The 24987-nt window shown below is 34.1% G+C and carries 27 protein-coding genes and 2 tRNA genes; 21 read left to right on the top strand and 8 right to left on the bottom strand.

Annotated elements, in window-relative coordinates:
- Positions 1-9: 9 nt before the first annotated feature.
- From spoVAC to spoVAE, 3 genes are read left to right on the top strand one after another with little or no spacing between them, the layout of a single operon-like run.
- The gene (gene spoVAC / locus SD1D_RS09945) at positions 10-510 is read left to right on the top strand and encodes a stage V sporulation protein AC (protein ID WP_087758897.1); all 501 of its coding nucleotides are present in this window, start codon (positions 10-12) and stop codon (positions 508-510) included.
- Between the two features lie 31 nt (positions 511-541).
- Positions 542-1621 carry a stage V sporulation protein AD gene (gene spoVAD, locus SD1D_RS09940; protein ID WP_058258771.1) on the top strand — a complete coding sequence of 360 codons (1080 nt, stop codon included), beginning with the start codon at positions 542-544 and terminating at the stop codon, positions 1619-1621.
- Positions 1622-1645: 24 nt separating this feature from the next.
- On the top strand, positions 1646-2002 hold the full coding sequence (spoVAE, locus tag SD1D_RS09935) for a stage V sporulation protein AE (protein WP_058258770.1): 357 nt from the start codon (positions 1646-1648) through the stop codon (positions 2000-2002).
- Between the two features lie 56 nt (positions 2003-2058).
- Here spoVAE and SD1D_RS09930 read toward each other — a convergent pair whose 3' ends face one another.
- On the bottom strand, positions 2059-4863 hold the full coding sequence (locus SD1D_RS09930; RefSeq protein ID WP_058258769.1) for a transglycosylase domain-containing protein: 2805 nt from the start codon (positions 4861-4863) through the stop codon (positions 2059-2061).
- 399 nt (positions 4864-5262) lie between these two features.
- On the opposite strand from SD1D_RS09930, the gene SD1D_RS09925 reads away from it, so the two are divergent.
- Positions 5263-5553, top strand: a complete 291-nt coding sequence (locus tag SD1D_RS09925) for a DUF6514 family protein (RefSeq protein WP_058258768.1) — start codon at positions 5263-5265, stop codon at positions 5551-5553.
- 76 nt (positions 5554-5629) lie between these two features.
- On the opposite strand, the gene SD1D_RS09920 is transcribed toward SD1D_RS09925, so the two are convergent.
- A complete protein-coding gene (locus SD1D_RS09920; protein ID WP_058258767.1) occupies positions 5630-6289 on the bottom strand; it encodes a YigZ family protein in 660 nt (219 codons plus the stop codon).
- Between the two features lie 150 nt (positions 6290-6439).
- On the opposite strand from SD1D_RS09920, the gene SD1D_RS09915 reads away from it, so the two are divergent.
- Positions 6440-6934 (top strand): VanZ family protein, encoded by a 495-nt coding sequence (locus tag SD1D_RS09915; RefSeq protein WP_058258766.1) that lies wholly within the window; start codon positions 6440-6442, stop codon positions 6932-6934.
- Here the strand turns inward: SD1D_RS09915 and SD1D_RS09910 are convergent.
- Positions 6931-7116, bottom strand: coding sequence for a DUF4250 domain-containing protein (locus tag SD1D_RS09910; protein ID WP_058258765.1), 186 nt, complete (start codon positions 7114-7116; stop codon positions 6931-6933). The two genes, SD1D_RS09915 and SD1D_RS09910, sit on opposite strands and share 4 nt — an antisense overlap.
- 132 nt (positions 7117-7248) lie before the next feature.
- On the opposite strand from SD1D_RS09910, the gene SD1D_RS09905 reads away from it, so the two are divergent.
- Positions 7249-8571, top strand: a complete 1323-nt coding sequence (locus tag SD1D_RS09905; protein WP_058258764.1) for a replication-associated recombination protein A — start codon at positions 7249-7251, stop codon at positions 8569-8571.
- Positions 8572-8600: 29 nt separating this feature from the next.
- Here SD1D_RS09905 and SD1D_RS09900 read toward each other — a convergent pair whose 3' ends face one another.
- The 3 genes from SD1D_RS09900 to SD1D_RS09890 form a co-directional block, all read right to left on the bottom strand.
- Entirely contained in the window at positions 8601-8834 is a 234-nt protein-coding gene (locus SD1D_RS09900; protein ID WP_058258763.1) for a hypothetical protein, read from the bottom strand.
- A 105-nt stretch (positions 8835-8939) separates the two neighbouring features.
- Positions 8940-11060 (bottom strand): methyl-accepting chemotaxis protein, encoded by a 2121-nt coding sequence (locus SD1D_RS09895; RefSeq protein ID WP_058258762.1) that lies wholly within the window; start codon positions 11058-11060, stop codon positions 8940-8942.
- Positions 11061-11390: 330 nt separating this feature from the next.
- Positions 11391-11747, bottom strand: coding sequence for a L,D-transpeptidase (locus SD1D_RS09890; RefSeq protein WP_330398665.1), 357 nt, complete (start codon positions 11745-11747; stop codon positions 11391-11393).
- Between the two features lie 196 nt (positions 11748-11943).
- Between SD1D_RS09890 and SD1D_RS09885 the strand changes: the two genes are divergently transcribed.
- The gene (locus SD1D_RS09885) at positions 11944-12324 is read left to right on the top strand and encodes an Abi family protein (RefSeq protein ID WP_058258760.1); all 381 of its coding nucleotides are present in this window, start codon (positions 11944-11946) and stop codon (positions 12322-12324) included.
- Positions 12325-12619: 295 nt separating this feature from the next.
- Positions 12620-13126, top strand: a complete 507-nt coding sequence (locus tag SD1D_RS09880; protein WP_058258759.1) for an SEC-C metal-binding domain-containing protein — start codon at positions 12620-12622, stop codon at positions 13124-13126.
- A 91-nt stretch (positions 13127-13217) separates the two neighbouring features.
- On the opposite strand, the gene SD1D_RS09875 is transcribed toward SD1D_RS09880, so the two are convergent.
- Positions 13218-13553 (bottom strand): helix-turn-helix domain-containing protein, encoded by a 336-nt coding sequence (locus SD1D_RS09875; protein ID WP_058258758.1) that lies wholly within the window; start codon positions 13551-13553, stop codon positions 13218-13220.
- Positions 13554-13772: 219 nt separating this feature from the next.
- Between SD1D_RS09875 and SD1D_RS09870 the strand changes: the two genes are divergently transcribed.
- The 12 genes from SD1D_RS09870 (at position 13773) to SD1D_RS09820 (ending at position 23532) form a co-directional block, all read left to right on the top strand.
- On the top strand, positions 13773-15197 hold the full coding sequence (locus tag SD1D_RS09870; RefSeq protein WP_058258757.1) for a putative glycoside hydrolase: 1425 nt from the start codon (positions 13773-13775) through the stop codon (positions 15195-15197).
- Positions 15198-15276: 79 nt separating this feature from the next.
- Positions 15277-15651, top strand: a complete 375-nt coding sequence (locus SD1D_RS09865; protein ID WP_058258756.1) for a TIGR04086 family membrane protein — start codon at positions 15277-15279, stop codon at positions 15649-15651.
- A 135-nt stretch (positions 15652-15786) separates the two neighbouring features.
- The gene (gene rfbD, locus SD1D_RS09860) at positions 15787-16665 is read left to right on the top strand and encodes a dTDP-4-dehydrorhamnose reductase (protein ID WP_058258755.1); all 879 of its coding nucleotides are present in this window, start codon (positions 15787-15789) and stop codon (positions 16663-16665) included.
- Positions 16666-16765: 100 nt separating this feature from the next.
- A complete protein-coding gene (gene rlmB, locus SD1D_RS09855; RefSeq protein WP_058258754.1) occupies positions 16766-17506 on the top strand; it encodes a 23S rRNA (guanosine(2251)-2'-O)-methyltransferase RlmB in 741 nt (246 codons plus the stop codon).
- Positions 17507-17539: 33 nt separating this feature from the next.
- Entirely contained in the window at positions 17540-18190 is a 651-nt protein-coding gene (sigH, locus tag SD1D_RS09850; protein WP_330398604.1) for an RNA polymerase sporulation sigma factor SigH, read from the top strand.
- Positions 18191-18193: 3 nt separating this feature from the next.
- Positions 18194-18266: transfer RNA gene (locus SD1D_RS09845), tRNA-Thr, on the top strand.
- Positions 18267-18631: 365 nt separating this feature from the next.
- On the top strand, positions 18632-18784 hold the full coding sequence (locus SD1D_RS12205) for a hypothetical protein (protein ID WP_157893120.1): 153 nt from the start codon (positions 18632-18634) through the stop codon (positions 18782-18784).
- A 250-nt stretch (positions 18785-19034) separates the two neighbouring features.
- Positions 19035-19109: transfer RNA gene (locus SD1D_RS09840), tRNA-Pro, on the top strand.
- Positions 19110-19659: 550 nt separating this feature from the next.
- Positions 19660-20667 (top strand): methionine ABC transporter ATP-binding protein, encoded by a 1008-nt coding sequence (locus SD1D_RS09835; RefSeq protein WP_058258753.1) that lies wholly within the window; start codon positions 19660-19662, stop codon positions 20665-20667.
- A gap of 1 nt (position 20668) precedes the next feature.
- Entirely contained in the window at positions 20669-21328 is a 660-nt protein-coding gene (locus SD1D_RS09830; protein WP_058258752.1) for a methionine ABC transporter permease, read from the top strand.
- Positions 21329-21389: 61 nt separating this feature from the next.
- Positions 21390-22250 carry a MetQ/NlpA family ABC transporter substrate-binding protein gene (locus SD1D_RS09825; RefSeq protein ID WP_058258751.1) on the top strand — a complete coding sequence of 287 codons (861 nt, stop codon included), beginning with the start codon at positions 21390-21392 and terminating at the stop codon, positions 22248-22250.
- Positions 22251-22419: 169 nt separating this feature from the next.
- Positions 22420-23532, top strand: a complete 1113-nt coding sequence (locus SD1D_RS09820) for a DUF3810 domain-containing protein (RefSeq protein WP_058258750.1) — start codon at positions 22420-22422, stop codon at positions 23530-23532.
- A gap of 142 nt (positions 23533-23674) precedes the next feature.
- On the opposite strand, the gene SD1D_RS09815 is transcribed toward SD1D_RS09820, so the two are convergent.
- On the bottom strand, positions 23675-23926 hold the full coding sequence (locus SD1D_RS09815) for a DeoR family transcriptional regulator (protein WP_058258749.1): 252 nt from the start codon (positions 23924-23926) through the stop codon (positions 23675-23677).
- A 238-nt stretch (positions 23927-24164) separates the two neighbouring features.
- On the opposite strand from SD1D_RS09815, the gene SD1D_RS09810 reads away from it, so the two are divergent.
- The gene (locus SD1D_RS09810) at positions 24165-24977 is read left to right on the top strand and encodes a cell wall hydrolase (RefSeq protein WP_058258748.1); all 813 of its coding nucleotides are present in this window, start codon (positions 24165-24167) and stop codon (positions 24975-24977) included.
- Positions 24978-24987 lie beyond the last annotated feature (10 nt).

The following is a 24987-nucleotide window of genomic DNA, read 5'->3' as shown; positions in this document are numbered from 1 at the left end:
GTGATTTAGATGGAAAAGCAAAAGAGTAAAATCTCAGATGTTGTAAGGGAGAAAAACACAACGGTTAGAAACCAATATTATAACCAATATGTTAAGCAGGTTACTCCCACTTTTAGTACAGTAAAAAACTGTGTTATGGCTTATATAATCGGAGGTGCTATATGTGTAATCGGTCAAGGGTTAACAAGTTTTTTCTTGTCGAGAACCGGTGATATGGAGTTGTCAAAAGCCTATACTACCTTATGTCTGATTTTTTTATCCATTCTATCTACAGGATTAGGATTTTATCAGAAATTGGCAAAGTATGGGGGAGCAGGAACCCTGGTACCGATTACCGGTTTTGCTAATTCTGTTGCTGCGCCGGCAGTAGAATACAAAAAGGAAGGCCAGGTATTTGGTATAGGGTGTAAGGTGTTTACAATTGCAGGACCGGTCATCCTATATGGAATATTTACTTCATGGGTGCTGGGATTAATCTATTATATTCTAAAACAAATAGGTATAGTTTGAGTATATTTTGTTTAGAACAGGAGTTGTAAAGATGTCTCAAAAAAACAGTGATAATAAACATGAAGTAGGAATTAATAATAAGAAAATGGTGGGAAAGCAAAGTATTGCATTTGAAAATCCCCCTTATATTATAGCAGCTGCTTCCATAGCCGGTAAAAAGGAAGGAGAAGGCCCTCTAGGAAACTTATTTGATCAGGTTGTGGAAGATTCTATGTTTGGACAAGATAACTGGGAGGCAGCAGAAAGTGAATTAATGAAAATGACAGCCCAAAGGGCCCTTATGAAGGCAGAACTAAAAAATACAGATATTAGATATCTTGTAGGTGGAGATTTGCTTGGACAATTAATTGCTACATCTTTTGGAATAGCAGAGCTAAACATTCCCCTATTTGGAGTTTATGGTGCTTGTTCCACTATGGGAGAGGCAATGAGTCTTGGGGCTATACTGGTGGACGGAGCGTATGCCAAAAAGGTAATTGCCATAACTTCCAGCCATTTTGCAGGAGCAGAAAAGCAATTTAGATTCCCCCTAGATTATGGTAATCAAAGACCTTATTCTGCTTCTTGGACAGTTACGGGATCCGGTGCTGTTATATTATCCGATCAAAAAAGTCAAAAAAAGAAAGAGGGGGAACCGGATATAGTAATTACAGGGGTTACAACCGGTAAAATAGTTGATTATGGTATAAAAGATTCTATGAATATGGGTGCAGCTATGGCTCCGGCAGCCTTTGAAACTATAAAGCAAAATTTCGAGGATTTTAATATAAAGCCTGACTATTACGATAAGATAATTACGGGAGATTTAGGTTATGTAGGTAAGGATATTTTAATAGATTTGTTAAATGAAAAAAATTATGACATAAGCAAGCGGCATATGGATTGTGGCATAGAAATATATGATCAAGAAACCCAGGATACCCATGCGGGAGGAAGCGGCTGTGGCTGCTCTGCAATTACTTTTTGTAGTTATGTATTAAAACAATTAAAAGAAGGTATATGGAAGAGGGTATTATTTGTACCAACCGGTGCCCTCCTATCTCAGGTCAGTTTTAATGAAGGGAATACGGTTCCCGGTATTGCTCATGGGGTTATGGTAGAAGCCAGATAAAGGTAAAGGAAGGAGTGAAAATCCGTGGATTATATCATTACTTTTTTAGTAGGAGGAGCAATATGCGCCCTTACTCAAATTTTACTTGATAAGACAAAATTAATGCCGGGAAGGGTAATGGTAATACTGGTTTGCCTAGGTGCCCTATTGGGGGCTGTAGGTGTATATGAGCCTTTCTCAAAATGGGCCGGTGCCGGAGCCAACGTACCCTTAACCGGTTTTGGTAATAGCTTATTTCAAGGTATAAAAAAATCTGTAGATCAAGAAGGTTTTATAGGTATTTTTAAAGGAGGATTTTCAGCTTCTGCAGTAGGAATTTCAGCTGCATTAATTTTTTCTTATATAGCCTCTTGGTTCTTTGAACCGAAGATGAAGTCATAAATGTAAAACAGGTAGAACCCATTTCTATTAATCTAGGTTCTACCTGTTTATAAACTTTATGGATTAAACCAACTCCAAAAGTTATTTGAATCTTCATTTTGATTTTGCCCATCGGAATTATTGGGATCTTCTACATTTCCATTTTGGTTTCCGTTTTCGTTTCCATTTTCCGGATTATCCGGTGGTTCCTGGTTATCTGGGGGATTTTCTTCTCCATTATTAGGATTGCCGTTTTGATTTCCATTTTGATTACCGGGTAAATTGAAATCAAAAGGAGGATTAAATCCAGGGTGACTATGGACTGTACATTTGTCCTTAGGTAGTATATAAGGGGTATCATAGGTTACACCGGTTTCTGTCTTGTTAAGATATACTGCCTCTTTCTGGTTAGGACAAAATTCAGTAGCCAATTTATTTGTTTCCGTGCATATGTGTGCTTTTACATGGACGTCACATTTTACCCTAGGCTCGGATCCCTTGGCAAAATACTCAACTCTTACAGTATTACCTCCTAAATAATGATCACATAATCCCTCTACAGCTAATTTACCTGACTTAGTACATATCTTTGCAGAAACTATTGTATCGGGCATGGTAAAGTCTTTTTTCTCCAGACCTTTTTCAATATGAATTCTTTCCATAATAGTACGCCAAATTGTACGAGTATAGGTACGTTCTGACTGAGCTCTATTGTGATCAAAACCTCCCCATACAGAAGCTGTATAATAAGGAGTATAGCCTGAAAACCATAAATCGTTATAATCTGAAGTTGATCCTGTTTTACCTGCAACAGGCATATCAATTGCTTGAAGTTTTAATTGCTTACCGGTTCCGATAGTTACTACATCTTCCATTGCATTTGTAAGTAACCATGCGGTGGATTCTTTGATAACTTGTTCTTTTTCAGGCTCATTTTCAAGTAAGACCTTGCCATTGTGGTCTAAAATTTTTGTATAGAAAATAGGTTCTATATAAAGTCCTTTATTGGCTATGGCAGCAAAGGCTGCTGTAAGTTCTAGGTTGGTTACACCGTCAGTTAGACCTCCTAATGCCATAGGATAGTTAATATCTGATACAACTCTACCATCAGGCTCTGTTCTTGATTCTACCAAGGTAGTAAAACCAAGCTTTTTCAAATAGTCATAGCCTACATTGGGAGTTACTTCAACCAAGGTCTTTACGGTTACAATATTCATAGAATCATAAATAGCTTTTCGTATAGTAGATAAACCTTCATATTCCTTTTTGGATCTCCAGTTGCTTACTTCAGTATTGGTTCCGGGGTAGTAATAAGGCCCCGCATCATCTATGACACTGGCAAGAGTAAAGCCGGCAGAATCCAAAGCAGGAAGATAAGTGGATAGAATCTTAAATGTTGAACCCGGCTGTCTTTTTGTATCTGTAGCTCTGTTTAGGGTACGATTACCGGTTTTTTCACCCCTGCCACCGACGATGGCCAGAACATGTCCGGTATGCTGATCCATCACCACGAAGGAGACTTGAGGTTGTATAACCATATCAATTTTCTCCCCTAGAATTATATCCCCTTCATCCATCATGGCTTCCTTAAATTCATTAATTTTATTTTGCATATCCTCTTTGTCTGTGAACAATAAGGAGAATTTACTATCTTTTGTATCGACATAAAGATTATCGGGATCAGGATAATCTTTAAAATATTTCAAAAGGTCATCACTGTGATAATGAATAGTGGTTTTATCTTCATCATTTTTTTGTATGGATAAGGCATATGTTAATTCCCATAATGATTTTCCCATTTCGGGGTAGTTAGATTCATCCGCTACTACTTCATCTACAATACGCTGTATTGTGGAATCTTGTGTAGTAATAATCCTTAATCCACCACTGTATATTAAGTCTAAGGCTTGAGTTTGAGTATAACCAAGTTCTGATTGTAAATCTTCCATTACCTGTACGATTAATTCATCGGTGAAATAACTGTAATAGGATTTGGTGGTATACTCCTCATTAACTGTCTGAATTCTGGAATAAACATCATCAGCCATAGCTTCATCGTATTCTTCCTGACTACACTTACCCTGTTTAAGCATCTGTCTTAGAACTTCATTCTTTCTAACTTCGTTCCTTTCCGGATTAGTTATAGGATTGTGATAAGAAGGAAGCTGTGCAATAGCTGCTATAACAGCAGCTTCTGATAGGGTGAGTTCTCCAACGTTCTTGTTAAAGTATCTTTTAGACGCTGTCTGAACCCCATAGGTACCGGCTCCAAGATTAATGGTATTTAAGTAGTATTCAAGAATCAAATCCTTGTCTAATTTATTTTCTAATTGGATAGCAAGGTATTGCTCTTGAATTTTACGTTCTAGCTTGTCTATAAAGTTTTTTTCACTACCGCCACCAAATATTTGGTTTTTTAATAACTGTTGTGTTATTGTACTGGCCCCTTGGCTAAATTCTCCGCCTTTTATACCGGAAAAGAAGGCACGAAATATACCTCGTACATCGATTCCGTCATGCTCATAGAAACGTTCATCCTCAATGCTGACAAATGCGTCCTGAACTACTTTTGGTATATCACTGATTTTTACATACTCACGATTTGCATGGGCACCAATCAAATGTTCTATAACATTACCATCACTATCATATACCTTGGTCGTATATCCCTTAGGCATAACATCAATCTGGGTAATGTTAGGAGCACTGTCTATAAGTCCTTTTATATAGCCAAGACCTGCATATACACAGATAATGACTGTTACAACTGCCATAATGAGGCATACTCTAAATAAAGTTACGCGAAATTTTGAAGTAAGCCGTCTGGAAGTTGATTTTATATAGCTTTGTTTGTTTTCAATTCCTTTTTTACTATAATCCATAATTACCTCCAATTTGCATAAAACATACGCATGGACTTTAAAGATATGATTAGTATAACAAATTATAGCCATGAAATAAAGAGAAATTTCTATATGAGTCAATAAATTACAACAAATGGATATCTATAAATATTAAATTTGCTATAAAATATGTAATTCCAAAAAAACATCTAGATAGTAATATTTTTACAATTACCTGTTAATATCTGGAAATTTTCATAATATATTATTTTTTGAGTCATTTTAACATAAAATAGTCTCAAAAAACGATGATATGTCGAAATATAACGAACACTAAAGAAAGGTGCGTTAATTTTTACTTTATTAATTGCTATATTCAGTGTATAATTATTTTTGTCAGTTGTTATCAGGATTTTCATTTAATATGGGGGTAATAATATGGGAAAGATGCAATTACTGTTTAGTAATGAAGTAACATTGGATGACAACAGAAGTATGAGGCTGGAGTATAAAATCACAGAAAACCTTAAAGCTGACAGCGGGGAGCCATATTATGGAATACAGATTGCCAAGTATCTAGGTAACAATGTAGAAATTGATGAGATCAAGGGAATCTCGTATTCCAAGGATAAGGTGGAAGCAATTATTAAAATTCTGTATGAAAATGTAGTAACTCCGATTTCAATGGTAGAAATCATAGACGATTTAATTACTTTAGAAGCTGTATAACAACTTACATATTATTATTCATATTACTTTACCAATCATGTCTTATCTTCTAACTAATCTAAAATAGACAGTTCTATTAAAATAGGTGTACTTTGCCGTCAATGATTGCAAAGTATGCCTCTTTTATTTTGCTACCGGATATGGTGCCATTAGATAGGTCTGACAGCTTTTTTTGAAAACCAGTTACCATATTTAGAGGTATCATCAGTTCTAATGTAACAATATCTGTATATTCTGAAGAAATGATAGATAAATTTTCCTGTGCAATAAAATATTGTAGTTTGCCAATCAGATTATAATCCGTTTTAATCTGCATATGGACCCCAGGCTCTTTTTTTATAATAACACTATTATTTAAACCTTCAATGGTAGCAGATTGGTATGCCTTTACCAGTCCTCCCGTTCCCAGTAAAGTTCCTCCGAAGTAGCGGGTTACAACTACTACAAGATTAGTTAACTCCTTAGCTATTAAGACATCAAGCATTGGTTTACCGGCAGTTTTACTGGGTTCACCATCATCTGAGCAACGCATTATAGGATTATTTGTACCTATTATATAGGCATAACAATTATGGGTTGCATCCCAATATTTTTTCCTTAGACTTTCTATAAAGGCAAGGGCTTCTTCTTCGGTTTCAGCTGGGCTTACAGTTGAAATAAATCTTGATTTTTTCATAACTATTTCTCCCACACCGCCCTGATAGACTGTATTGTAAGAACCCAAGAATTGTTCCATTTTTATGTCCTCCGTTTAAATTATACCTATATATTATAACATATCATTTTTATGAGGCAAGTAAGACTAAATAGGAAACATACGTTTTAACATCTTTTCTTTTATGCTATAATAGTATAATAAGTACAGAATAACTTGAGGGAGTATTATATGAAAAAGCGACTATCTTGGTTACCGGCTATACTTGTAATGATTATAATATTTAATTTTTCGTCAAAGCCGGCAGACATATCCGGCCAAAGCAGCTTGAAAATAGCAGATAATATTTATTCCATTTATGAAGGTTTAACCGGGCAGGTTAAAGAAGGAGAGGAAAGATTAAATATCTTAAGGGTATTGGATCATGTGGTAAGAAAGGGAGCCCATATTACGGAGTATGCAATTCTGGCTGCAGCCATAGCATGGCCGCTTTACTTAAGGGGTATAAGTGGTGCAAGATTAGCTTATATGACAATAGGAATGACAGCCTTTTATGCTATTACAGATGAATATCACCAGACCTTTGTTCCGGGAAGAAGCGGAGAGATAAGGGATGTACTCATAGATACAATAGGTGCCGTTATTGGTTTTTCCCTATTTAAGATTATAAAATCAATTCAGCATAAAAGAGAAAGAGATCAAATTAATAAATTATCTTGTGGTTAATCCTTTTGAACAAATTGATTTAGCTTTTGATTGTAGAAATAACCGATGGCAGATAGGGAAGAGGTAAGTTGTTCTTTATCTGCCTGAAGTTCCATACATAGCTCATCCAGTGACTGATATTGATTTCTTAACTTTGTATTAAGATAGCTTAGTAATATAAAAGGATCCTTGGGTAGGTTCATGTAATCACCTCATTTTATTATTTTATCCTAATTATTATTATGATTATTATTATGCCAAAATACTAAAAAATTGCAATAAGAAAGATAGTAGATTTAAATTAAAATACATTGAAGTTTCACGGAGGTAATGTGGTGGATTTATTTGATTATATGAGAACAAACACAATGAAAAAAGAATCACCCTTAGCTTCTAGGCTTCGTCCCCGAACCTTAGAAGAAGTAGTTGGACAAAAGCATATTATTGGTAAAGACAAGCTTCTTTATCGTGCCATTAAGGCGGATAAAATCAGCTCCATTATATTTTATGGACCTCCCGGAACAGGTAAGACCACCCTAGCTAAGGTTATAGCCAATACTACAAGCTCCATATTTACACAATTAAATGCTACTACATCGGGGAAAAAGGATATGGAGGCAGTGATTGCGGAAGCTAAGAATAATTTGGGTATGTACGGGAAGAAGACCATTTTATTCATAGATGAAATCCATAGATTTAATAAAAGTCAGCAGGATTATCTACTACCATTTGTTGAGGATGGTACTATAGTCATGATAGGGGCAACTACAGAAAACCCTTATTTTGAAGTTAATTCAGCTTTAATCTCTAGGTCAATAATATTTGAATTAAATCCATTAGAAAAAGATGATATAAAGATATTATTAAAGAGGGCCATTACAGATGAAGAAAGAGGTCTAGGAGCTTATGGGGCAAAGTTATACGATGATGCTTTAGAGTTTTTGGCAGATGTATCTAATGGAGATGCAAGATCAGCTTTAAATGCCATAGAATTAGGGGTTCTTACAACAGAACGGTCAGAGGATGGCCTAATCCATATAACATTGGATGTTGCCTCAGAATGTATTCAAAAACGAGCATTGAAATATGACAAGGGTGGTGACAGTCATTACGATACCATATCTGCATTTATAAAAAGTATGAGAGGATCGGATCCTGATGCGGCAGTATATTATTTAGCCAGAATGCTTTATGCAGGGGAAGATGTGGCATTTATAGCAAGAAGAATTATGATATGTGCTGCTGAGGATGTTGGAAATGCAGACCCTAATGCTTTAGTAGTGGCTGTAAATGCTTCTTTGGCTGTAGAGCGGGTAGGTATGCCTGAAGCCCAGATAATACTGGCACAGGCAGTAACCTATGTAGCTTCTGCACCTAAAAGCAATTCTGCAGTCAAGGCTATAGAAGCGGCAATGAAAGTGGTTGAGACAGAAAAGACCGCAACCATCCCTCCTTATCTAAGAGATGCCCACTATAAGGGAGCTGAAAAGCTTGGACGGGGAATTGGATATAAGTATGCCCATGATTATAAAAATCACTATGTAAAACAGCAGTATTTACCTGATGAAATCAAGGACTATGTATTCTATGTTCCGTCAGATAACGGCTATGAAAAAACCATAAAGGAATATTTTAAGAAAATAAAAGAGGAAGCCTAAGCTTCCCTTTATTTTTGGCTTTATTCAGCTTATATATTATTGCTTTCATCAGTATCGTCATTTTTTCTATGGACCCGTTTATAAACTGCAACTAAGCAATAAATCATAATAGGTATGATAACAGTTAGGAATACACTTGCCATAAATAAGCCCGGATATTTATCAGAGGCAAAAATACTAATGAGTAAAGATATCAGGTATAGTGATAATATGGCTACAATACCTATAATTGCAGCTACTCTTTTTCCTTTTTCTTTTTTCATCGACGATATCCTTTCTTTTTAACTACCAGATATAGTAAACAAATTGTGAACGAAAACTTAGTTTTCGCTCACAATTTGTTTATGGTAGCTTTGGTACTATAGTAATTAAACTTTAAATTTCTCTATCTCCTTAGTGAGATTATCCACATGAGTATCTAGTCTTACTGCAGATAAGTTCAAGCTCTCAACAGAATGTAGCTGTTCGTTGGAAGATTGACTGACATTGTTGGAGGCGGCTGCAATCTCTTCAAGAACTGCAGATATATTTTCAATGGAAGATAGGGTAGTAACCCTTGTCTCATTAATGCTATCCACATTCTCGGAGATTTGTTTTAAGAATACAACAAGTTTTTCAACACTTTCATTGATGTCTTGATAGGAATCTGTAGTATTCTTAACTGCACTTTCCTGTAATTTTAATACACTTTCAACTTTTCTAGCTATTTCCACTACATTTATCGTATCTTCTAATATACTCTCTATTATAAATTTAATATCGTTAACAGAAGATTTTGATTGTTCTGCTAGATTTCTTATTTCACTAGCTACAACAGCAAAACCTCTTCCGTATTCTCCTGCACGGGATGCCTCAATAGAAGCATTCAGTGAAAGAAGATTAGTTTGATTAGCTATATCATTTATAACATTTATTATGCTATTAATTGATGAAGATTTTTCAGCTAGTTTTTCTATTTCTTGAATAATACCTTTTGTAGTAGATATTGTTGAAGAAGTTTGCTTATTTAGTTCATCAGAAACATAGGTTCCTTCAATAACTCTTTGTTTAGTGTTGTCTGCAATAAGACCAATTTCTTTTGTATTGTCGCTAACTAATTCAATTTTCTTATTCAAGGCATCCATTTGAGTTAAGCATTGCTCAGCTTCTAAAGCTTGTTGGTTAACACCTTGTTCAATTTCAGTCATAGCTCTTGATATATCACTAGAGGATTTTAAGAAAGCCTCGGAAGCTTTTGATACACTGTTAGATGAAAAGGATACTTCCATACTTAAATCTTTTACCTGTTGTATCAATTGCTTCATATTATTGATAGTAGCTTGTACTTGCTCTGAGAGTACTTTAAATTCATCCTTACGGTCTATTGAAAATTGTATTGTAAGATCACCTTTAGCAGCTCTTCTAAGAACAGAGTTGATATTGTTTATTGTGTTATTAATACCGGTGGATAAAACAACTGCTGTAGTTATTGCTATAAGACAGGCAATAATAACAATTATAACTGTAGTAGTTCTTATGTTTGAAGCTTGGTTGTTTATGACTGATAAAGGCATTAAGGAACAAATCATTGCTCCTGTATCACCAATTTTTGAGTATAAGAATAAATGCTTTTTGCCTTTATAATCGACAGTATCAGAGCCAGTAGATGTATTTGACTCTAATGCTTTCTTATAAAATTGCTGATCTGTAAATACTGCTTTATCTGTTTTAACATTCTTATTTGTTTTATCTATAACTTCAAAACCATCAGGAGCTATAAAACCTAAATAACCGGATTCAAATGACAAATCAGCCAAAATTTTATTGATAGTATCTACTCTTATGTCCATAATTAAAACTGAGTCAAGATTTCCAAAAGGTCTGATTAATCTTATGGCATAATCATCAGGTTTAGTATTCAGTTTCTCATCTAGATAATCATCCTGACCGCTCCATATGTACTTCATGGGGTTTTCGATTAAATATTTACCAATTTCGGTTTCGGAAAGTCCAGCATAAAAGCCATCTTCAATCTGTACTTGTGCTGTCATAATTGACTTAGCTGTGTCAGAAATTATGTAAATATTTTTAATAAATTCATCAGATGTAATTCTAGCTGAGATTGTTTTTTGAGTACTATTCATTGTATCCCTACGATCCATCATGTCCCCTTGGTTTCTCAAATATTCCATAAGGGTAGTGTCGCCGACAAATTGGTTACTGGCAACTTTTACATTATCAAAACCAAAACGCATATATTCAGCGGCCATGTTAATAGAATCTTCAGTGGCATTTTTATAATATTTCTCAATTCCTGAGGAGGCTTGATTAGAAGAAACTATTCCAAGAAGTATTATACAAACAACTGGGATTAAAAACAATGCAATCAATTTAAATCGCAAGGTATAAAAGAAGTTAATTTTGTTTTTGTCATTGTCCACAAAATCGTTTTTATTTGTGGAAAAAGATGACTTGATAGATTCTAATAATCCATTGTTCGGTTTTTTCATAAGGTGATCTCCTCCATTGTCTTTTTAGTTTTATGCATTTTAACGTCATTTTTGGCTGATATATTCCAATTATATCATTTGATTATAAAAAATCAATTAAAATGATAAAAACAATCAAAAATTTACAAAACTTATATAATCATATATAATTACAACCTAACCTGATGATTTTTCTTTTATAGGGATAGATTTTAGTTTATTTATCTAAATAAACATTAAATTCGTCGACACAAATTAGTTTAATAACCATATTATATACTTTATGTTATAAATATACAAGTAAAAGTTCATAAAATATGTGAAATTTAAGATACAAATGATATGGATTAATTATTCTTTATAAACGATAACAGGAGTTCCTTCATCGATATTCTCAAAAATAGTCTTTGCCAAATATAGGGGGGCATTTACACATCCATGGGTTCCGTTTCTTAAATAAATATCTCTTCCAAAACTAGATCTCCAAGGGGCATCATGTAAACCTATATTGCCGAAAAAGGGCATCCAGTATTTTACCTTGGCTTCATATCCAGGTCCCCTTAAGGTTGCTTCCTTTTGCTTGTAATTAACCATGTAGACTCCAAGAACTGTAGCATTGCCTCTATTTGGATTTCCTGTAACTACAGGTCCTTGGCTAAGAAGTTTCCCATCCTTATAAAACCATAGATATTGTTTAGAAATGTTGATTTCTATGTAAGTATCTCCTATATTGGGCCAAGGAATATATCTTATCTAATAGCATATGATAATATAGGCTGTATTTTGTATTTGCTTTTTATTGACATTTATATTAAACAATGTTAATATATGTATGCAAAATATTTGCCAGTTTGTCCTCCGGTGTCCTTCGGGCCCGGGGGTTTTTTATAGGGAGAGGCGATTTATGAGTAAAGTATATAAAACATATCGTCAGCTAGTACGTATTTTGCGAAAAAGAAATTTGCAGGTAAAAGATGGATCTAAGGCTATTAGAATATTAGAAAAGGAGAACTATTATAATGTTATTAATGGATATAAGGATCTTTTTCTAAAGAATAGAGCTACTGCGACTACTGAAGAAGAATACTTAGATAATACGTTATTAGATGAGATATATGCTTTATATACTTTCGACAGGGAAATACGAATTATTCATCTTAAATATTTGTTTGATTCAGCTATAAAGAAATTATCACGTCAATTAAAGGTTATATCTATTCAAAAAGTTTTAAATACAATGGGATATACATCAGACTGGAAAAATGTGCTTCAGTTGACGAAATAATTATAAAATGAAAGACCTGCCACTTTGTTGTGACAGGTCTTCCATTAAAAAGGGGAGGATAAGTATTTAGTTTTTCTTTAGTGCTCATAATTGGAGGGGGAGTCCAATTATGAAAGAGCATACGCATTTTATCCTTACAGACATGTTCTGTATTAGGATATTACTATTATGATACATTTTTACTTAATTTATACATAATTTATTTAATTTAGTAAAAAAATCTTGATGGAAAATACATAGGCAATATGTTATAATTACAGACTATAAAATACAGAACAATGGAAGGATGAAAAGTATGGGACTACTTAAAGAGTGGAGAGATTTTGCCTATGCCTATGATATGAATACCAGGTCAGGCCAGATGTTTTGGGCAAAGTACTTTAATATTGAGAAGGAGATTTATCAGAAGCTACTTGCCAATCCCGATAAAGTATGGGAAGGAAGCGTTGAAGAACTGGCCAAAGAATTTGATACTGAGCTAAAATATTTTGTAGGCTTCTTAGACGGTATAAATGATAGTCTTATAACTCCTAATCCCATAGAAGAAATGGATAAGGATACAGTGGTAAGTCTTGCTTATGATAAAGAGAAGCTTTATTATAATATGGTAGCTGCAGAAGCAGATTGGTTATATAATCTTGAGGAATGGGAACCCTTGCTTACAAAAGACCGTAGAAAAGAATTATATAAAGAGCAAAAGAATTCCAAAACTATTGTTAAGGGTAAGAAAATAGGTAGAAATGAGCCATGTCCATGCGGAAGCGGTAAGAAATATAAAAAATGCTGTGGATTAAACGCATAATGGTAGCAAGAGCAATATATAAAAGGATAAGCACTTTGAAATGCCTATCCTTTTTTAGTTGGAAAATATAATAAAATGTAATTTGAAATTTCTAATGTTTCTGTTTGTATAAGAGGTATTGGAGATAATTTTTTAGTTCCTTAATATTTTCTTGATCTAATTGCTGATACATTTCTAAAAAATCCTCAATATCCTTATCTAAGAACTTTCCACTGTTTGATATATATGAGTCTGATATTCCTAATAGATAGTCACAAGAGACATCAAAAATTTTTGCTAATATAATAAGTTTTTCAAAGGATGGTTCATTTCTACTAGACTCATAGTTGGATATGGCTGTTGGTTTAAGTCCTAATATATCAGCTAATTCGCTTTGTGTCATCTTGTTGTTCAATCTAAGCTGCCTTAAGCGTGTATTGAACTTCATTAATGCCTCCAAATGTAAGTTTATTGCTATCGATTTATTATATAATGATTAAAAAATCATTGTCAATATTAAAAGCTAACAAAGGTTTTATATTGACTTAGTTAATTTGAATCTTTATCATAATATTATGGAAATTAATAATAATATACATAGAATTAGTAATGGTCAAAAAGAAATACTAAATAACTAGAAATAAGATGAAAATATGGAGTGTTATAAATGGGAAGAAAAAATAGGTTTGATATGTATATAGATTATGAAAAGTCATATAGGAATCGGAGAAAAAGAAGGGGAAATACTTTTATAAAGGTTATTTTACTTCTTATCTTTTCAGCATGTATAGGATTTGCTTCTTATTATGGGGTTCGCTTAAAGATGGATGAGCAAAAAAACCGTAATAAAAATGAATTTAATATGGGAAAAAATATTAATCAAGATAATATAGAAGTCGAAAATTTGTCTAATAAAGAAGATACAAATGTTTTACCGGATTCTAATAAGGATACTGATTCTAAAGATTCTTTTGAAAATTCCTCAGAAACTTCAACGGAGGAAATAGAAACAATCCCCGTAAATAGTAAAGATTCAAAAAATAAAGTAGTAGATGAATCAAAAGATGATAAAACCTTACAGGAAGTTGATAACAGGGAACCTGTTAGGGTAAAAGGAATTTATGTAACGTCTAGAGCTATTATGGACAAGAGAGAAAAGTTGTTTGAAATAGCCGATACTACTGAAATTAACGCCATGGTAATAGATATAAAAGATGATAATGGCAGGATTACTTATATGATGGACAGCCCTAAGGCTTTGGAGATTGGTGCAACAACCAATACGATTTCCGATATAGAAGAATTGATGGCAATATTAGAAGAAAAAGATATTTATCCAATTGCCAGGATTGTAGCATTTAAAGATCCTTATTTAGCAGAACAAAAACATGAGTTGGCTATAAAGAATAAAGATGGTTCCTTATATAGGGACAATAATGGTGAGTGTTGGGTTAATCCTTATGAGAAAGAAGTATGGGACTACCTGATAGAAGTTTCTAGCAAGGCAGCAGAAATAGGTTTTAAGGAAATTCAATTTGACTATATCCGCTTTTCAACCGGTAAAGGTATGTCAAATGTAGATTTTGGACCTTTGGCCAGGGAGAAAACAAAAGAAGATATAATTATTGAATTTACCAAATATGCTTATGAAAAATTGAAGCCCTTAGGAGTATTTGTCTCGGCAGATGTATATGGAACTATTATAAGCAGTAGTATTGATGCGGGGCTTGTAGGGCAAAATTATGTGGAAATGGCTAAGTATTTAGATTATATTTGTCCCATGATTTATCCTTCCCACTTTGGTGAAGGTAACTATGGAGTGGATCACCCTGATTTAGAGCCTTTTAAAATAGTACGAAAGGTCCTAACTGCTTCTAAGGAAAAATTAGATCAAATTCCGGAAGGGGAACATAAAGCAATTGTTAGGCCTTGGCTTCAAGATTTTACAGCTACTTGGATTAAGAATTATCAGGAATATGGAGGATTGGAACTTAGGGAACAAATTGGCGGCGTATATGGTGCAGGATATAAGGAATGGCTTTTATGGAATGCAGCTTGTAATTACTCGGTAGATGGACTAAAAAAGAAATAAGTAAGTTTGTCAATATTAAATGAATAAATTCCCTTATAGCTTAATATATTCTAGTATAGGTCCGATTAAGAGGTGTATTATGAGCAAGGCACAATCACAAAACTCAGCAATTATCTATATATTGGAAGCTTTGGTATTTTCATATATTATTACTGCTTTATTATTGCTGATTCTTTCATTTCTTATGTTAAAGCTAGATATTTCCTCAACTGTTATCAGTGGCGTAATTAATTTGTCCTATATTATTTCTACATTTATCGGGGGCTTTTTTATCGGAAAAAAAACAGAACAAAGAAAGTTTCTGTGGGGCTTAATTGTAGGTATATTTTACTTTGTGATTTTAATGCTGATATCCTTAATGATGAACCATGGAAGTGTTCTTCCCCTGGGAAATTTATTTACAGTATTTATTATTACTAGCCTAAGTGGTATGTTGGGTGGAATGATTAGCTGAAATAAACTTTATATTTATGTATGTAAAGGGGGGCAGTTAATGCCCCCTAATATAATTTTGAGATATATTCGCATTGTATTTTGATATTGGATTGTTTATACTATATTTATTATTGGGAAATACTAAGGAGAGAATATGAAAGGGATTTTTATTACAGGTGGACTGGGGCAATTGGGACATGCCCTATACAATCTTTTAAAGGATAATAAAGACTATCAATTGTATCTTACGGATTATCAGCCTAGTGAAGATGGTATTGTTAGAAAATTAGATATAACAGATGAAGCCGCAGTAGAAGCTGAAATTATAGGTATAAGACCAGATATTATTATTAATTGTGCTGCTATGACTGCAGTGGATTTATGTGAGAGTCAGCAGGAAATGGCCTATAAAATAAACGCCCTAGGACCTAAATATCTTGCTAAAGCAGCCGCAAAAGTTGATGCAAAGCTTATTCATGTTTCAACCGATTATATATATGACGGACAAGCTAAATCACCTTATACAGAAGAAACCAAAGCAAATCCAATAAATATATATGGCCATACTAAGCTGGCAGGAGATAATTTTGTTATGGAGTATTGCCCCAAGGCTTTTGTACTCCATACAGCTTGGTTATATGGAGAGGGCAAGAATTTCGTAAAAACCATGCTAAGATTAGCTAAGGAAGGTAAAAAAATCCGGGTGGTGTCCGATCAGATAGGAACTCCAACCAGTGCACTGGAGCTAGCCAGAGCTATTATATTTTTAATGGAAACAGACAGTTATGGTAAATACCATGCCACCTGTGAGGGTAAGGCCAGCTGGTATGAGTTTGCACAAAAAATATTTGAAATGGCCGGTTTAAATATTGAGGTGGAAGCTATATCTACCGAAGAATATCCTACTCCGGCAAAACGTCCTATGTATTCTGTACTTGATAATAAAAAGCTAAGAGAGTGTCATAGTTATTATATGAAGGATTGGCAAGAAGCTTTAAAAGAGTACATGGATAGTATAAGAACTGATGATTAGACTTCATTTTCATATGGTTAGTATTTTATCTAGCTATAATAATAAATTGGTATAATAAAATATAAAAATCAGAAACATCTAGGAAAGGCATGGTAAAAAGATGAGATACGAAGAGTTTACAATAGAGGGAAGAAATGCAGTTTTAGAAGCATTAAGAGCAGGCAGACCTATCGACCGCTTATTTGTACTTAACGACAGTCAGGATGGTCCTATCAGAACTATTGTCAGTAAGGCAAAGAAAATGGATGTTATAATAAGCTATGTGACCAAAGAAAGACTAAATCAAATGTCTCAAACAGGAAAACATCAAGGGGTTATAGCTTATGTTGCAGCATATGAATATGCCGAAGTAGATGATATATTAGAGGCTGCAAACAAGAAAGGAGAGGCTCCCTTTATATTGCTACTAGACAGCATTGAGGACCCTCATAATCTTGGAGCTATTATCCGTACTGCTCATCAAGCTGGAGCCCATGGAATAATAATTCCAAAACGCAGGGCTGTTGGACTTACTGCCACAGTGGCAAAAACCTCAGCCGGAGCCATTAATTATCTTCCGGTTGCAAAGGTGACTAATTTATCTGTTACAATAGAGGAATTAAAGAAAAAAGGTATTTGGTTTGTATGTGCAGATATGGACGGAGAATTGATGTATAATCTAGACCTAAAAGGCCCTATTGGATTAGTTATAGGTAGTGAGGGTGAAGGAGTAGGACGGCTTATAAAGGAAAAATGTGATTTTATTGCTAAGGTTCCTATGTTCGGTAAAGTAGATTCATTAAACGCATCCGTAGCAGCAGGAATACTGGCCTATGAAATCGTTAGGCAAAGAATTTGTTGATAAATGTTTACAGGGCAATAAGGAGTTGAGTAGATGATGACTAATAGTAAATACAATGCCATGCCCGATGAAGAAATTGTTAGTCTGATACAGGCAGGGGATGGTTCTGCTATGGATTATCTTTTTGAAAAATATAAGTACCTGGTTAGGAATAAAGCAAAAGCTTTATTTTTAATCGGTGGTGATAAAGATGATCTAATTCAGGAGGGAATGATTGGGCTTTATAAGGCTATTCGTGATTATAATAAGGATAGGCAAAGCTCTTTCTTTAACTTTGCTGATTTATGTATATCAAGGCAAATCTATAGTGCAATAAAGGTCTCCAATAGAAAGAAGAATATCCCCTTAAATACATATATATCCATATATACACCGCTTTCAGGAGATAATGGGGAAGGATTGGAAAAAGAGACCCTAGTAGACATAATACACCAAAAAAATAGTTCAAATCCTGAAGAATTAGTTATTGACAAAGAGAATACCAGTATGATAGAATATGAACTTGTAAGACGCCTGAGCGACTTGGAGAAGAAAGTGCTTAGTTTGTACATGCAGGATTTAAAGTATGTCCAGATTGCAGAGGTACTTGGTAAAGAACCAAAGACCATAGACAATGCCTTAACAAGAATTAAGACTAAGCTAAACCAAGTGCTTAAGGATATTGAAGAAAAACAAAAAGTATAAGTTGCTGTTGTAGCTCAGATGGTAGAGCACCTCATTGGTAATGAGGAGGTCAGCGGTTCAAGTCCGCCCAACAGCTTTAAGTAAAATAAAGGGTTGTAGCGATTTTGGAAAAGTCGTTACAGCCTTTTTCTAATGAGTTTTTTCTATGACTTATGACTATTTGCTGACCTAATCATCTATAGTTGAGGAAATGAGAGAATTATAAATGAATTGTATTAATGCATCCTTCGGGGTGCTTTTTTTAATAATAAACCATAATATGTTGACCTTTTCCAAATTAAGGAGTAATATATAATGAAAAATAAAATATAAACAAGCAACACTAGTAAATTTCTTCTACATGAATACTCCTTAGGAAAACAAGAATTAAATTTAGATAATTACAAAAGTTTTCAAGAATTTCTAGCTTTAAAAGATTATAATAAATATAAGTATTTTGCCATGTTAAGTGAAAGTTTAAAAGGACTATTTGATGAGGGTACCGGTTTTGAGCCAAAGTACAGAGATTATGTTTCTGATGCAGGGCAAATTCTTTCAGAATGTAGTAACTATAAAGACTTAATAAAAGATATTATGATGAAGTTAAATGATTAAAATCTAACTGAAATAATGTTTGATTAGGATTGCATATTTAGAGAATTTGAGTTGGCTTAACTAGATTTAGTTAAGTTTACTGAATTGTTGGTTGAATAATGCTATAAAAATCTATAAAATTTCTATGGACAATTCAATAAAGATATGATAAGATATCATTCGTAAGTTAATTGGGCGCTGCTAAAGAGCAAGAGTCCAGTAGTATATCCGCTCTTTTCTTATTGATATAATAGGGGGAGAACCGGAACATCGAGGTGTGGCTCAGTTTGGCTAGAGCGCTACGTTAGGGACGTAGAGGCCGCAGGTTCAAATCCTGTCACCTCGATTATTTTATTTATATAATAATTATAGTAGCAAGATTAGAAGAACTCTTATCTAGAGTTCTTTTTTGTATACAGTAATTATTTTTTGACTTTACAGTTTTAAAAAAATTATATATAAAATTGAAGAGCAAACATGGAATTTTAACTTTCGCCGCCTTACCGGGGGTGCAGTAAATTATTGATAAAAGCTATTGCTTTTTTCTGATAAAGTGTATTGACAATAATTTAAACATAAGTTATACTACTCCCTACATACATATGTGATTACTGGGAATTAAGTGAGAGAAGTTATAGTACGGAAGGGAGCTTATCTGATGAAAACATCAAGCATCATCATGTGCAATATGTGTAACATGTTTGGTATGTGTACTATGTACGGCATGCCTTATATCATATTGCGCTCTGATAGATGAATCTGGTGTTTTCCTTAGGAATATAAGCTTACTATATCCTAAATATAATAGAAGGTAAAAACCAGCAGGAGGCTATCAGGCCTCCTGTTTTTATTACTCTTGTATTTCCTAATTATGTAAATGTGGCGGAGGTGGTATTATGGGTAATCGGAAACCTATAATTGAATTAATTGGACTTGGCAAGACTTTTGAAAATAACAATAACAAAGTAACTGCCCTAAAAGGAATTGATCTTAAAATATATGAAGGTGAAATTTTCGGAATTATAGGTCTTAGTGGTGCGGGAAAAAGTACCTTAGTTAGATGTATTAATTACTTAGAAAAACCGACGGAAGGTACAGTTGTTTTTAACGGAATTGATTTATCTAAAGTAAGTAAACATGAATTATTGAAGATTAGGCAATCTATGGGGATGATTTTCCAGCAGTTTAATTTGCTGATGCAGCGGACTGTACTGCAGAATGTATGCTTTCCTTTAGAGATAGCAGGGGTTTCAAAGAAGGAGGCAAAAAAACGGGCCATAGAACTTCTTGAGATAGTGGGGCTTAGTGATAAGGCAAATTCATATCCCGCTAAGCTTTCTGGAGGACAAAAGCAAAGGGTAGCCATAGCCAGAGCCCTAGCAACAAAGCCCAAGGTACTTTTATGTGATGAAGCTACCAGTGCTTTAGATCCCACTACTACCAGGTCTATTTTAAAACTTTTAAATGAAATAAATCAGAAACTGGGGATTACGATAATAGTGATTACCCATGAAATGAGTGTTATTGAAGAGATTTGCCACCGTGTGGCTATTATAGATCATAGTAATATAGCTGAAATAGGTGATGTTGATGAAGTCTTTATGAAACCAAAATCTAAGATTGCAAAGAAGTTAATATTTCCGGGGGCAAATCATATTGAAATCTTTGAAGGTAAGGACAAATTACGTATTATCTTTGACGGAAGGACTTCTTTAGAGCCGGTTATTGCAAATATGATATTGGAATGTAAAGCTCCGGTGAATATTTTATTTGCAGACACAAATGATATTTATGGTAAAGCATACGGACAAATGATTATCCAGCTGCCCGATGATGAAATGGGAAAGAAAAGGATATTTGCATATCTAGAGGCCAATAAAATACCCCATGAGGAGGTGATTTAGCATGTTTAGTCAGGCGGTAATTAATATGATAGGAGAAGGCATATTAGAGACTTTGTATATGACTTTAGTATCTTCCTTATTTGCTTATATACTAGGCCTTCCCTTAGGCATCTTGTTGGTAGTTACCGATAAGAATGGTATTGCTCCCCTTGTGATACTAAATAAAATTCTAGGGATAATAGTAAATATAATTCGTTCTGTTCCTTTTGTTATTCTTTTGGTGGCCTTAATGCCATTTACCAGAATGCTTATAGGTACTACCCTAGGTTATAAAGCGGTAATTGTTCCTTTAGTTATTGGTTCGGCTCCGTATATTGCTAGGTTAGTAGAAAGTTCTTTAAAAGAGGTGGACTATGGGGTGATAGAAGCGGCACAGTCCATGGGGGCTTCACCTTTGCAGATAATCTTTAAGGTGCTGATTCCTGAGGCTAAGCCATCTTTGATTATGGGAGGGGCTATTGCAGTAGTCACAATTCTTGGTTATTCAGCAATGGCCGGATTTGTCGGAGGTGGAGGACTTGGTACAATTGCAATAAATTATGGATACCACCGCAATCAGACGGATATAATGCTGGTCACTATAATTTTAATGGTATTGATTGTCCAAGTATTTCAGGAGATCGGAACCATATGGATGAAACATACTGATAAGAGATTATAGAAACTTATAAAAAGGATAATATTAGGTATGGTTAATTATAAAAATATTAGGAGGTATTAGGATGAAGAAAATTGTTACAGTAGTACTACTTACTTTATTAACAGCAGTTCTTCTTAGTGGCTGTGGTGCTAATAAAAAGAATGGTACAGATAATACTACACAAGGTAAAGAAGAAGGTTCCAACAAGGACTCGAAAAAAATTGTGGTAGGAGCCAGTGTTACACCTCATGCAGAAATCTTAGAAGTTGCTAAAGGACTTTTAGCAGCTAAGGGATATGAGCTGGAAATTATTGAGTATACCGATTATGTTCAGCCAAATCTTGCTCTAGATTATGGTGACCTGGATGCTAATTTCTTTCAGCACAAGCCTTACCTAGATAATTTTAATGAAGAACGTAGCCTGAATTTGGTGTCTGTTGCTGCTATTCATTATGAGCCCTTTGGTATTTATCCCGGAAAGACTAAGACTTTTGAGGAACTAAAGGATAAGGCAGAAATATCCATACCCAATGACGGAACTAATGAAGCAAGGGCCCTTCTATTACTGGAAGCCCAAGGGCTAATAAAACTTACAGAAGGTGCCGGTATGAATGCAACCATTAATGATATTGCGGAAAATCCAAAGAATCTTGTAATTCATGAAATAGAAGCGGCACAACTTGTTCCTTCCTTAAATGATGTGGATATGGCAGTTATAAATGGTAACTATGCTATTCAGGGTGATTTAAATGTATCAAAGGATGCTATTGTGGTAGAGGATCAGAATTCATTAGCGGCAGAAACCTATGGTAATGTCATAGCTGTAAGAAAAGGGGACGAAAAAAGGGAAGAGATTAAAGCCCTTGTAGAAGCCCTAAAAAGTGATGAAGTAAGAGAGTTTATTGAAACAACATATGAAGGAGCAGTAGTTCCCCTGTTTTAGAATTAACTATTTAACCGGAAGCCTAATGATAAGGTTTCCGGTTTTTTTATGGATTTTTGGGACTTGTATGTAAAAAAGATGTAATTAGCTTCAAATATTGAAGTCAATAGTTAATTATGTTACTATTATTTATAGTTTATAAAATCAATTTTCTGAAAGGGGGATACAATTGACTAAGCTGTTAAAATTAAAGCGTAATTATTTATTATTGTTATTTCCTCTTTCTTTTATTTTGATATTATTAGCCAGAAAGAGCAGTTATTTTGCAGAAGAGATATATGCTTTACATATTTATAGATATTTATCACAACTTGTTGCTTTTATAACCGGTATTATACCTATATCTTTGGCAGAAGTCCTTATTATATTGATACCGATAATTTTGATAGCTATCTTCATAAGGTTTCTTATTCGTGTAATAAAAGATAAGGATAGCCGTAAAGTATATATTTTAAAGGGTATAATAAATGTATTTTGCACAGCAAGTGTAGTCCTATTTTCTTTTACCCTTTTGGGAGGACTTAATTATTATAGATATTCTTTTAGCCATTATTCAAATTTGGAGATAAAAAAATCCTCTTTAGATGAGCTATTTAATATGACAAAAGAGCTGGCAAATCAGGCAAATGAACTTAGGAGCCAAATCCCTGAAGTTGATGAAAATGGAGTTTTTAAATTATCCATGAGTAAATATAAGCTGGCCAAAGAAACCGGCAAAGCTATGAAACGTTTATCGGAAGAATACCCGGTTCTTGGAGGCAGATATAGCTCTCCCAAGCCTGTATTGTTTTCAAGTTTAATGTCTTATACTGAGACCACAGGGATTTTCATTCCTTTTACCATGGAAGCTAATGTGAATGTGCATATCCCTGATTATTCAATTCCGGCTACCATGCTCCATGAACTTGCCCATCAAAGGGGTTTTATGAGAGAAGATGAGGCAAACTTTATAGCTTATCTTGCAGGTATGTGTTCTGATAAAGTTGAGATTAAGTATAGTAGTACCATGCTGGCCCTGATTATATCCGGTAATGCCTTATACCGTCAAAATCCGCAGTTGTATTTTGATATCCGGGATACCTACCTAGAGGGAGTCATAAAAGATTTGCGAGCCAATAATGAATATTGGGCCAAATACGAAGATACGGTGGTCAGTACTGTTTCCAATAAAATCAATGATACCTATTTAAAGGCCAATGCACAATCGGACGGAGTAAAAAGCTATGGTCGTATGGTTGATTTATTATTGGCAAAGTATAGAAAAGACCAGGAAAAGAATTAACTTAGTTGAAACACAGTCTATTCCAATGTAGGACGTATATGGTATGGAGTAAAAAATGTAAGGGAGTATAACAATACTATGTATTAAAGGCATAAAACCATAAATAATGGTTTATTTGAAATAACTGATACATGTCTCAATTTTAGAAGTACAAAGTTAATTGCTTTTTGTCTGCATTTTTATATAAGTTACCTGCTTGATAGTTAACTGAAACTTGAGCTCCTGTTTTTGTAGCTCCCCCATGGGTTCTTATTAATAAGCCTTTATCTTCTAGTTTTTGTATGTCATTTCTTATTGTAACTTCCGAGCAGTCTAGTTGCTTACTTAAATCAGATACTCTTACAGAACCTTTTTCATCTAATTCCTGTAAAATAAATTCCATTTGATGTTTCACTACCTATAACCCCCTTACGATAATAAGGGTATTATATCTAAGTAGAAAGTATAATGCAAGAATTGAAAGTCAAACGTTAAGAAAACCAGCTAATTTAGGTATAATTAGCTCTGCTTATAAATCATGGAATTTTTAGGGGTTGATTTTTTAAAAATACATGATATAATTATTAATAAAATATTAACAAAATGTTATGAATGTTCCAAAAATGTAACATTTTAATTTCAAGGAGATAACAATGAATACAATAAAGAAACTAATTGTTACTTTAATAGGGGTTTTAATGATTTCGCTGGGATTTGGACAAGCAGCATATGCCACTGATCTTACGAAATCAGAGAATGCTACCGATAATACTACAGATATATACTTTTCGGAAGAAGCTATAGATAATGATAGAGAAATACTTGCTGCCCTAGCCTATGAAACCTATGTAGACGAGCAGGGACAGGTTTACTATATTGAAAAAGAAGCTAAAGAAGCTGAAATTGTGAAAACGGAAGAAGAACAAAAAGAGTCGGAAGAAAAGGAAGAAGAAAAGAAGAAAGAAAAAGCTAAGAAGAAAGAGACCAAGAAGAAAGAGACTAAGAAGAAAAAGCCTGCTTATTCTAAGAAGGAACTCAGACTATTATCAGCTCTAGTTTATTCAGAAGCAGGGGATCAGTCCTATGAGGGTATGCTTGCCGTAGCTAATGTAGTTCTTAATAGAGCTAAAAGTAAGGCTTATGCCCATGTAAACACCATTGAAGAAGTAATATACGACAGGAAATGGTCAGTCCAATTTTCAGTTACAGTAAAGAATAAAAAGACAGGTAAAAGTATTTTGGATAGGGCCTTAGAGCTTTATGATACAGGCAAATACCCTGGTCGTAATTCTGCATCTGAGAAAAAGGCAATGAATAGGGCGATTAGAGCAGCAAAGGCTGCCCTAGAAGGGGAAAATAATATCGGTGATTTTCTCTGTTTTAGTATGAAAAAAGGTGCATCAAGTATAAAGAAAAAATATGACTACAAGATTATAGGTGACCATATTTTTTACAGAACTAAATAATTTAAACATT

The organism is Herbinix luporum (genome assembly GCF_900070325.1).
Classification (GTDB): Bacteria; Bacillota; Clostridia; order Lachnospirales; family Lachnospiraceae; genus Mobilitalea; species Mobilitalea luporum.
The sequence above is the reverse complement of the archived record's forward strand: the minus strand, read 5'-3'. Positions and strand labels throughout refer to the sequence as shown.